9 protein-coding genes and 1 pseudogene are annotated in these 9,348 nt (G+C 64.6%); 4 read left to right on the top strand and 6 right to left on the bottom strand.

Features of this window, described 5'->3' with window-relative positions; genetic code table 11:
* The 4 genes and pseudogenes from LPZ50_RS17005 to LPZ50_RS16990 all read right to left on the bottom strand — a co-directional run.
* Window positions 1-259: pseudogene (locus LPZ50_RS17005) on the bottom strand (4-hydroxythreonine-4-phosphate dehydrogenase PdxA); the annotation flags it as partial.
* A complete protein-coding gene (locus LPZ50_RS17000) occupies window positions 259-1,908 on the bottom strand; it encodes a PhoH family protein (RefSeq protein WP_230662896.1) in 1,650 nt (549 codons plus the stop codon). The pseudogene LPZ50_RS17005 and the gene LPZ50_RS17000, both read right to left, overlap by 1 nt.
* 57 nt (window positions 1,909-1,965) lie before the next feature.
* Window positions 1,966-2,430: a peroxiredoxin gene (locus LPZ50_RS16995; protein WP_230662894.1), complete on the bottom strand. Its 465-nt coding sequence runs from the start codon at window positions 2,428-2,430 to the stop codon at window positions 1,966-1,968.
* Entirely contained in the window at window positions 2,427-2,885 is a 459-nt protein-coding gene (locus LPZ50_RS16990; RefSeq protein ID WP_230662892.1) for an Mth938-like domain-containing protein, read from the bottom strand. The genes LPZ50_RS16995 and LPZ50_RS16990 overlap by 4 nt, the downstream gene beginning before the upstream one ends.
* A gap of 184 nt (window positions 2,886-3,069) precedes the next feature.
* Between LPZ50_RS16990 and alaC the strand changes: the two genes are divergently transcribed.
* From alaC to LPZ50_RS16970, 4 genes are all read left to right on the top strand, one after another.
* Complete coding sequence (gene alaC / locus LPZ50_RS16985; RefSeq protein ID WP_230662890.1) at window positions 3,070-4,257, top strand: alanine transaminase; 1,188 nt, start codon at window positions 3,070-3,072, stop codon at window positions 4,255-4,257.
* Window positions 4,258-4,383: 126 nt separating this feature from the next.
* Window positions 4,384-5,688 (top strand): homoserine dehydrogenase, encoded by a 1,305-nt coding sequence (locus LPZ50_RS16980; protein WP_230662898.1) that lies wholly within the window; start codon window positions 4,384-4,386, stop codon window positions 5,686-5,688.
* On the top strand, window positions 5,685-7,094 hold the full coding sequence (gene thrC, locus LPZ50_RS16975; protein ID WP_230662888.1) for a threonine synthase: 1,410 nt from the start codon (window positions 5,685-5,687) through the stop codon (window positions 7,092-7,094). The genes LPZ50_RS16980 and thrC overlap by 4 nt, the downstream gene beginning before the upstream one ends.
* Window positions 7,095-7,281: 187 nt before the next feature.
* A complete protein-coding gene (locus LPZ50_RS16970) occupies window positions 7,282-7,503 on the top strand; it encodes a YgdI/YgdR family lipoprotein (RefSeq protein WP_230662886.1) in 222 nt (73 codons plus the stop codon).
* 75 nt (window positions 7,504-7,578) lie between these two features.
* Here the strand turns inward: LPZ50_RS16970 and LPZ50_RS16965 are convergent, their stop codons facing one another.
* Together LPZ50_RS16965 and LPZ50_RS16960 are read right to left on the bottom strand one after the other, a co-directional pair.
* Window positions 7,579-8,601 carry a class 1 fructose-bisphosphatase gene (locus LPZ50_RS16965; protein ID WP_230662884.1) on the bottom strand — a complete coding sequence of 341 codons (1,023 nt, stop codon included), beginning with the start codon at window positions 8,599-8,601 and terminating at the stop codon, window positions 7,579-7,581.
* A 38-nt stretch (window positions 8,602-8,639) separates the two neighbouring features.
* Window positions 8,640-9,348, bottom strand: a 709-nt coding sequence (locus tag LPZ50_RS16960) for an aminopeptidase N C-terminal domain-containing protein (protein ID WP_230662882.1), incomplete at its 5' end; no start/stop codon positions are given.

Below are 9,348 nucleotides of genomic sequence, written 5' to 3'. Positions count from 1 at the left end.
GGGGCAGGTGGGCCGGCAGCGGCGGCGCACAAGTAATTACTTCGATGCGGCCAGGGCTGGCGCTGGCCTGGCTGACACTGTTGATTTCGCGGATGTCCAGCCGCGCGCCCAGCAACCCGGCGGCGCGCTGCATGGCGCCGGCGTCGCCATAGACGACGGCCGGCGCCTTCAGGCCCTGCGCGCAGGCTTTCACGATGATTTCCGGGCCGATGCCGGCGGCATCGCCCATCGTGATTCCCACGGGCGGGCGGTCGTGCATTACAGGACGTCGCCCGCGTAGTCGGCCAGGCGCGAACGTTCGCCGCGCTGCAGCGTGACGTGCCCGGCGTGCGGCCAGCCCTTGAAGCGGTCTACCACGAAAGTCAGGCCGGAACTGCCTTCGGTGAGGTAGGGCGTGTCGATCTGCGCCACATTGCCCAGGCATACGACCTTGGTGCCGGGGCCGGCCCGTGTCACCAGGGTTTTCATCTGCTTGGGCGTCAGGTTCTGCGCTTCGTCGATGATCAGGTACTTGTTCAGGAAGGTGCGGCCTCGCATGAAATTCAGCGATTTCACCTTGATGCGCGAGCGGATCAAGTCCATGGTGGCGGCGCGGCCCCAGTCGCCGCCATCGCCATCGCCCATGTTCAGCACGTCCAGGTTGTCTTCCAGGGCACCCATCCAGGGCAGCATCTTTTCCTCTTCGGTGCCCGGCAGGAAGCCGATGTCTTCACCCACGGGCACCGTGACGCGCGTCATGATGATTTCGGTGTAGCGCTTGGTTTCCAGTACCTGGGTAATGCCGGCGGCCAGCGCCAGCAGCGTCTTGCCCGTGCCTGCCTGGCCCAGCAGCGAGATGAAGTCGCAATCGGGGTTCATCAGCAGGTTCAGGGCGAAGTTCTGTTCGCGGTTGCGCGCGGTGATGCCCCACACATTGTTCTTGCCATGCGTGTAGTCGCGCAGCGTGGCCAGTACGGCCGTCTTGCCGCTGACTTCGCGCACCTGTGCGTACAGGGGCATCTGGCCTTCGAAGTAGACGAACTGGTTGACCACGAACTGCGAACACAGCGGGCCGTGGATGCGGTAGAACGTGGTGCCGCCTTGCTGCCAGGATTCCACATCCTTGCCGTGGCGGTTCCAGAAGTCTTCGGGCAACTGCATGATGCCCGAATACATCAGGTCCGTGTCTTCCAGGACATGGTCGTTGTAGTAGTCTTCCGCCGCCATGCCCAGCGCCCGGGCCTTCAGGCGCATGTTGATGTCCTTGGACACCAGCACGACTTCGCGCTGCGGGAATTTTTCCTGCAGGGCACGCACCACGCCCAGGATCTGGTTGTCGGCCTTGCCCATGGGCAGGTCGGAAGGCAGGGTGCTGTGGATGGCCGTGGTCTGGAACATCAGCCGCCCGGTGGCGTCTTTATTGCCCAGCGCGCTCAGTTCCAGGCCTTCGTCGAGCTGGCTGGCGTCCTGCACCAGCGCGTCCAGGGAACGGCTGACCTGGCGGGCGTTGCGCGCCACCTCGGACATGCCCTTTTTCTGGTGGTCCAGCTCTTCCAGCGTCATCATGGGCAGGAAGATGTCGTGTTCTTCGAAGCGGAACAGCGACGTGGGGTCGTGCAGCAGCACGTTGGTATCCAGCACGAACAACTTGCGTGCCGCGCTCTGGGCCCGGACCTTGGGCTTGCGCGCGGCGCCGGACGGCTTGGCCGCGCGGGCGGGGCGCGGTGCGGCGGGTACCGCCACGGGGGCGGATGCCGGGGTTGCCTGGGACTTGATGCCTTCCAGTTCGGGTTGCAGGGGCAGCGGCTTGGCTGCCTGGGCGGTCGCCGGCGGTGCCGCCTTGCTGGGACGGGCCTTGCTTCGGGCATTCTCGCCCGAGGGGAATGTCAGGATGGCTGCGGGTCGGGTGGGCAACTTCGGTAGCGGCATATAGGTGGTTCTCCTGGGGGGCCGGCTATAGCGCCTGACGGTGGTTCTACTGCGGGATCAACCGATACTGCGGGCGGCTTGCAGCACTTCGTTGGCGTGGTTGGGCACCTTCACCCCCCGCCATTCCTGTACCAGCCGGCCATAGGCATCGATAAGAAACGTGCTGCGCTCGATGCCACGCACTTGTTTACCGTACATATTCTTCTGCTTGATGACGCCGTACAAATTGCACACGGTTTCGTCGGTATCGGCGATCAGCGGGAAGGGCAGTTCATACTTGGCCTGGAAGTTCTGGTGCGATTTCAGCGAATCGCGCGAAATGCCCACCACGACCGCGCCCGCCTCGATGAAGTCGGCGTGCAGGTCGCGGAAGTTCTGGCTCTCGGTGGTGCAGCCGGGGGTGTTGTCTTTCGGGTAGAAATACAGCACCACCGCGCGGCCCTGGCATTGCCCGAGGCTGATGGGGCCAATGGTGCTTTCGGCCGTGAACTGCGGGGCCGGTTTGCCGATATGCGGTGTCATGCGGGAAGATCTCCGTCGGTGGGCAGCAGGGCGACGACCACGCGCCGGCCCTCTGCCATCAGGATGTTGTAGGTGCGGGCGGCCGCCTGGGTGTCCATGACTTCGACACCGACGCCGGCCGCCAGCAAGGGGCGCAACACGTCCTGGCCCAGCAGCCGCTGCCGGCTGCCGGTGCCCACCAGCAGAACCTCGGGGCCCACGCCTGTGGCCGGCCCGGCTGTTTCGGGTTCGTCCAGGAAGGCCATGGGGTCGCGCGCTGCGTCGGACAGCCCGGCAGCCTGTTGCAACAAAGGGGCGGTGATATCGGTGGCGGCCCGTACGGGCCATTCGGCGACAGTGCCTTCGGGGCCGAAGGCGACCGCGTGGGAAAATCGTACCTGGTTGACCTCGATGTAGCCGTCACCGTAGGCGGTAACGGTATTCAGGGCCGATGCAGGGTCGGTGTGCAGCTTCAATAAATACTCCGGCTTTATGATTCCGATGATAGCGCATCGGAATGTCTGCATGTTGCAGGGTATCCACGGGGGAAGGGGGCAAAATGCGCCCATTTGCCGCCCGGGCTCGCATGCGCTAGATTACTAAGTTTTGCTGCACCGCAAACCACTTGTCACATCCTGCCTTAATCAAGGAATTGGTCCCATGAGGAAGTTCTCCCGCATCGAGCGCCTGCCGCCCTACGTGTTCAATATCACCGGCGAGCTCAAGATGGCCGCCCGGCGGCGCGGCGAGGACATCATCGATATGTCCATGGGCAACCCCGATGGTCCGACCCCCAAGCATATCGTCGACAAGCTGGTCGAGGCCTCGTCGCGGCCCACCACGCATGGCTATTCGGTGTCCAAGGGTATTCCGCGCCTGCGCAAGGCCATCTGTGACTGGTACCAGCGCCGTTACGCGGTCGAGTTCGACCCCGACAGCGAGGCCATTGTCACCATCGGCTCGAAAGAGGGCCTGGCGCACCTGATGCTGGCCACCCTGGACCGCGGCGACACGGTGCTGGTGCCCAACCCCAGCTATCCCATCCATATTTATGGCGCGGTGATCGCCGGCGCCAACATCCGTTCGGTGCGCATGACGCCCGGCGTGGATTTCTTCGAAGAGCTCGAGCGCGCCGTGCGCGAGTCGATTCCCAAGCCCAAGATGATGATCCTGGGCTTCCCCAGCAACCCCACCGCGCAGTGCGTGGACCTGTCGTTCTTCGAACGCGTGGTGGCGCTGGCCAAGGAACACGACATCCTGGTGGTGCACGACCTGGCCTACGCCGACATCTGCTTCGACGGCTACGTGGCGCCTTCCATCATGCAGGTGCCGGGCGCGCGCGACGTGGCGGTCGAGTTCTTCACCATGAGCAAAAGCTACAACATGGCCGGCTGGCGCATCGGCTACATGGTGGGCAACCGCGAACTGGTGAACGCGCTGGCGCGCATCAAGAGCTACCACGATTACGGCACGTTCACGCCCATTCAGGTGGCTTCCATCGCGGCTCTCGATGGCCCGCAGGAATGTGTCAACGAGGTGGTCGAACAGTACCGCAGCCGCCGCGACGTCCTGGCTCGTGGCCTGCACGAAGCGGGCTGGAATGTCGAAATTCCCAAGGCGTCGATGTACATCTGGGCCCAGATCCCCGAGCCCTACCGGGCCATGGGCTCGCTCGAGTTCGCCAAGCGCGTGCTGTCTGACGCCAAGGTGGCGGTGTCGCCAGGCATCGGCTTTGGCGAATACGGCGATGAATACGTGCGCTTCGCGCTTATCGAGAACGAACAACGCACTCGCCAGGCGGTGCGCGGCATCAAGGACATGTTCCGCAAAGACGGCCTGTTGAAATGAAGCCCGCCCCCGAAGCGTCCCCGATCTAGCCGCACCTGTTGCACGCGAGGCGGCTGGTGCGCAACGCAATGGAAAACTGAAATGACAAACGCAATACCCCTGCAGCAGCCGCGGTCCGCTGCCGAAATCAAGCCCATCAAGATCGGCCTGCTGGGCCTGGGGGTGGTGGGCGGGGGCACCTGGAGCGTGCTGGCCCGCAACGCCGAGGAAATCGCCCGCCGCGCCGGCCGGCGCATCGAGGTCAGCCGGGTCGCGGTGCGCGACGTGGCCAAGGCCCGCAGCCGCGTCGGCGATGCCGTCTCGGTCGATACCGACGTGCATGCCCTGGTGCGCGACCCTGAAGTGGATATCGTGGTCGAGCTCATCGGCGGCGACACCCTGGCGCGCGAACTGGTGCTGGAAGCCATTGCCAACGGCAAGCACGTGGTCACCGCCAACAAGGCCCTGCTGGCCAAGCATGGCAATGAAATCTTCGCCGCGGCTTCCGAGCAAGGCGTCATGGTGGCCTTCGAGGCTGCCGTGGCCGGCGGCATTCCCATCATCAAGGCCATACGCGAAGGGCTGACGGCCAACCGCATCGAATGGGTGGCCGGCATCATCAACGGCACGACCAATTTCATCCTGTCTGAAATGCGCACGCGCGGCCTGGCCTTCGCGGACGTGTTGGCCGAAGCCCAGCGCCTGGGCTACGCCGAGGCCGACCCCACGTTCGATGTAGAAGGCGTGGACGCCGCGCACAAGCTGACGCTGCTGGCTTCGCTGGCCTTCGGCGTGCCGGTGCAGTTCGACAAGGCGCACATCGAGGGCATTTCGCAGCTGGCGCAGGAAGATATTTCGCATGCCGAGCGCCTGGGCTACCGCATCAAGCTGCTGGGCATCACCCGCCGCCGCACCGACGGCATCGAACTGCGCGTGCATCCGGCGCTGGTCCCGGCCGAGCGCCTGCTGGCCAATGTCGAGGGTGCCATGAATGCCGTGCTGGTGCGCGGCGACGCGGTCGGCCCCACGCTGTACTACGGGCAGGGCGCGGGCGAAGAACCCACCGCGTCGGCCGTGGTGGCCGATCTGGTCGACGTCACGCGCCTGCATACCGCCGACCCGGGCAACCGCGTGCCGCACCTGGCGTTCCAGCCCGATGCGCTGTCCGACCTGGCCATTCTGCCCATCGAGGAAATCAGTACCTCGTATTACCTGCGCTTGCGCGTGGACGACCAGCCGGGCGTGCTGGCCGACATCGCCCGCGTGCTGGCCGAGCGCGGCATTTCCATTGGTTCGATGATCCAGCAGCCGTCGCACATTGGCGGCGCCGACATCATTTTCCTGACGCACCAGGCCGTCGAAGGCAATGTGAATCAGGCTATCAGCATCATCGAACAACTGCCGTTCGTGCGGTCCACCGTTACGCGCCTGCGCGTAGAGAATCTGACGTGAAATACATTTCCACTCGCGGCGGCATGGCGCCGCAGGCTTTCAGCGATATCCTGCTCGAGGGGCTGGCGCCCGACGGCGGGCTGGCCATTCCCGAAACCTTGCCGCAGGTGTCCGCGGACACGCTCGAGTCCTGGCGCGGCCTGCCGTACGCCGATCTGGCCTTTGAAGTGCTGTCGCGCTTCGCCACCGATATCCCCGCCGACGACCTGCGCGGCCTGACGCGCGCCGCCTATCGGCAGGGCGTGTTCAGCAGCGAAGACATCGTGCCCTTGCGGCCGCTCGACGGCGGCCTGCAGCTGCTGGGCCTGTCCGAAGGCCCCACGCTGGCATTCAAGGACATGGCCATGCAGTTCCTGGGCCAGGTGTTCGAATACGTGCTGACCCGGCGCGGCGCCACGCTGAACATCCTGGGGGCAACCTCGGGCGACACGGGTTCCGCGGCGGAATACGCCTTGCGCGGCAAGAAGGGCGTGGCGGTGTTCATGCTGTCGCCGCATGGCCGCATGAGCGCGTTCCAGCGTGCGCAGATGTACTCGCTGCAAGACGGGAACATCCACAACATCGCGGTGCGCGGCGTGTTCGATGATGCGCAGGACATCGTCAAGGCGCTGGCAGGCGACCTGGAATTCAAGGCCCGCTACCGCATCGGGGCAGTGAACTCCATCAACTGGGCACGCATCGCCGCCCAGGTGGTCTATTACTTCCACGGCTGGCTGCGCGCCACTTCCGCGCCGGGCCAGCAGGTGTCGTTCGCCGTGCCGTCGGGCAATTTCGGCAATATCCTGTCGGGCCACATTGCGCGCGCCATGGGCTTGCCGGTGCGCCGCCTAGTGCTGGCCACCAACGAAAACAATGTGCTGGAAGAATTCTTCCGTACCGGCATTTACCGGCCGCGCGGCGCCGAACATACCTATGCCACCTCCAGCCCGTCCATGGATATTTCCCGCGCGTCCAACTTCGAACGTTTCGTGTTCGACCTGACCGGCCGGGATCCCCAGCGCGTCAAGGCGCTGTGGGCCGACATGGCGCGTGACGGCTTCTTCGACCTTTCAGGCCTGCGGCCGCAGTTCGAATCCGCCTATGGTTTTGTGGCCGGCACCAGCACCCACGCCGATCGCCTGGCCGTGATCCGTTCCACCTACGACGCCACGGGCGTGCTGGTGGATCCGCATACGGCCGACGGGGTGAAGGTGGCGCGCGAATTCGTGGAACCCGGCGTGCCCATGCTGGTGCTGGAAACGGCCTTGCCGGCCAAGTTCTCGGACACGATAGAAGCCGCGCTGGGCAAGCCCGTGACACCGCCGCCGGCGCTGGCCGACCTGGAATCGTTGCCCCAGCGTGTGGAAGTGATGGATTGCGACGTGAAGTTGGTACGAAACTACATCGAGGCCCATGCCAAAGTGTAAGCGCGTTTTCCGCCTTTTACGGCGAAACCCCCAGCCTGGCCAGGCTGGGGGTTTTTTCTTCCGGGCAGCCCGCAGGGTATCGCGCTGTCATTACAGACTTATGCATTTTGAAGACATCCCGTCACGGGTTCAGCGTGGCCCAGGGCCTACAGTGAAAGCTCGTTCAAGACAGAGGGAGAAACACCCCATGAAGCTTAAGACCACGACGCTAGCCCTGATCCTGACCGGAGTCGGCGTACTGGCGGGCTGCTCGTCGCCATCGATGGTGGAAAAGCGCGACGGCAGCCAAGTCGTCACACCCGATGAGCCCGAGTACAACGAAGATACGGGCTTCTACGAATACGAGAAGGATGGCCACAAAGTCCAGATGAACAAGGACGATGTGAAAACGATAGAGGAAGTGAAGTAGCCGTCCTTGAAAAATGCCAGGCGCCTTGCGCGCCTGGCATCGCACGGCGGAACCCCCCGCCGTGTTTTCCTGGCGTTATCCTTGTTCAGCTTCGGCGTGATAGCGCGCGACCCGCTCGACTTCGTTCTTCGAGCCCAGGATCACACTGACGCGTTGGTGCAGCTTTTCGGGCTGGACGTCCAGGATGCGCTGCTTGCCGTCGATGGCCGCGCCGCCGGCCTGCTCGACGATCATGCTCATGGGGTTGGCTTCGTACATCAGCCGCAGTTTGCCGGCCTTGCCCGGTTCGCGCGCATCCCAGGGGTACATGAAAATACCGCCGCGGGTCATGATGCGGTGCACGTCGGCCACCATCGAGGCAATCCAGCGCATGTTGAAGTCTTTGCCCAGCGGGCCCGTCTTGCCTGCCAGGCAGTCGTCGATGTAGCGCTTGACGGGCGGGGCCCAGTGGCGCATGTTCGACATGTTGATGGCGAATTCCTTGGTGTCTTCCGGAATCTGCATGCGTTCGTGCGTCAGAACCCATGAGCCCATTTCGCGGTCCAGCGTGAAGCCCACCACGCCGTTGCCTATGGTAAGCACCAGCATGGTCTGCGGGCCGTACACGGCGTAGCCGGCCGCCACTTGCTGACTGCCGGGCTGCAGGAAGTCTTGTTCGCAGACCTCGTCGGCGCCCGCTACGCGATGCGGGGCGCGCAACACCGAGAAAATCGTGCCGATCGAGACATTCACGTCGATGTTCGACGAGCCGTCCAGGGGATCGAACAGCAGCAGGTATTCGCCCTTGGGGTAGCGGTTGGGGATGAGGTGGATGGTTTCCATTTCCTCGGAAGCCATCGCGGCCAGGTGGCCGCCCCATTCGTTGGCTTCGAGCAGGATCTCGTTGGACAGCACGTCCAGTTTTTTCTGCACTTCGCCCTGGACGTTCTCGGATTCGAGGCTGCCCAGCACGCCGCCCAGCGCGCCCTTGCTGACGGCATGGCTGATGGCTTTGCAGGCGCGCGCCACCACTTCGATCAGCAGGCGGACTTCAGGGCCCAGGGCCTGGGCCGAGCGCTGCTGCTCGACCAGATATTGAGTAAGAGTTTTGCGTTTCACGAGAAATCTCCGTTAGCAGCGAATGAGAAGCCTGGCGCTCAAGTGGCGAGTTCCAGAGCCTTGGATACGATTTCGAGCACGTTGCGCGACAGCCCTGCATGGCCGCGCACGCGCTGCAACGCGGCCTGCATGGGCGCGCGCAGTGACGGCACGAAGCGTGACCAGTTGTCCAGGGCGCGGGCCAGGCGTGCGGCCACTTCGGGGTTCAGCGCGTCCAGCGCCAATACCTGGTCAGCCCAGTAGTCATAACCCGTTCCGTCGGGCCGGTGCAGCCCGCGGGGGTTGTTCAGGCAGAACTGGAACACCAGCGCGCGCGCGCGATTGGGGTTGCGCAGGGTGAAGGCCGGGTGCGCCATCAGCGCACGGACCGCATCGACATCGGTGGCGCGCGCGGTGGCCTGTAGCGTGAACCATTTGTCGATCACCAGCGGGTCGTCCTGCCAGCGTGCGTAGAACGCGTCCAGCGCCTGCGCGGCGGCTTGCGGTTCGCCGAAATTCACCAGGGCGGACAGCGCGGCCATGCTGTCGGTCATGTTGCCGGCCTGGTCGAACTGGGCCTGGGCCAATGCTTGCGCGCCTTCGTCTCGGGCCGCCATCAGGTGGCCCAGCGCCTGGTTTTTCAGGGCGCGCCGGCCGGCGGGGCCGGGCGCAGGGCTGTACGCGCCGGGGGTCTGGTTGCCATCGAACGCGGCACGCCATTCGGCGGCCAGTTGGCGGCCCAGTTCAACGCGCAGGAAGTCGCGCGCG

Source organism: Bordetella petrii (genome assembly GCF_020991325.1).
GTDB lineage: Bacteria > Pseudomonadota > Gammaproteobacteria > Burkholderiales > Burkholderiaceae_B > Bordetella_A > Bordetella_A petrii_E.
This window is presented reverse-complemented; position numbering and strand designations above follow the sequence as displayed.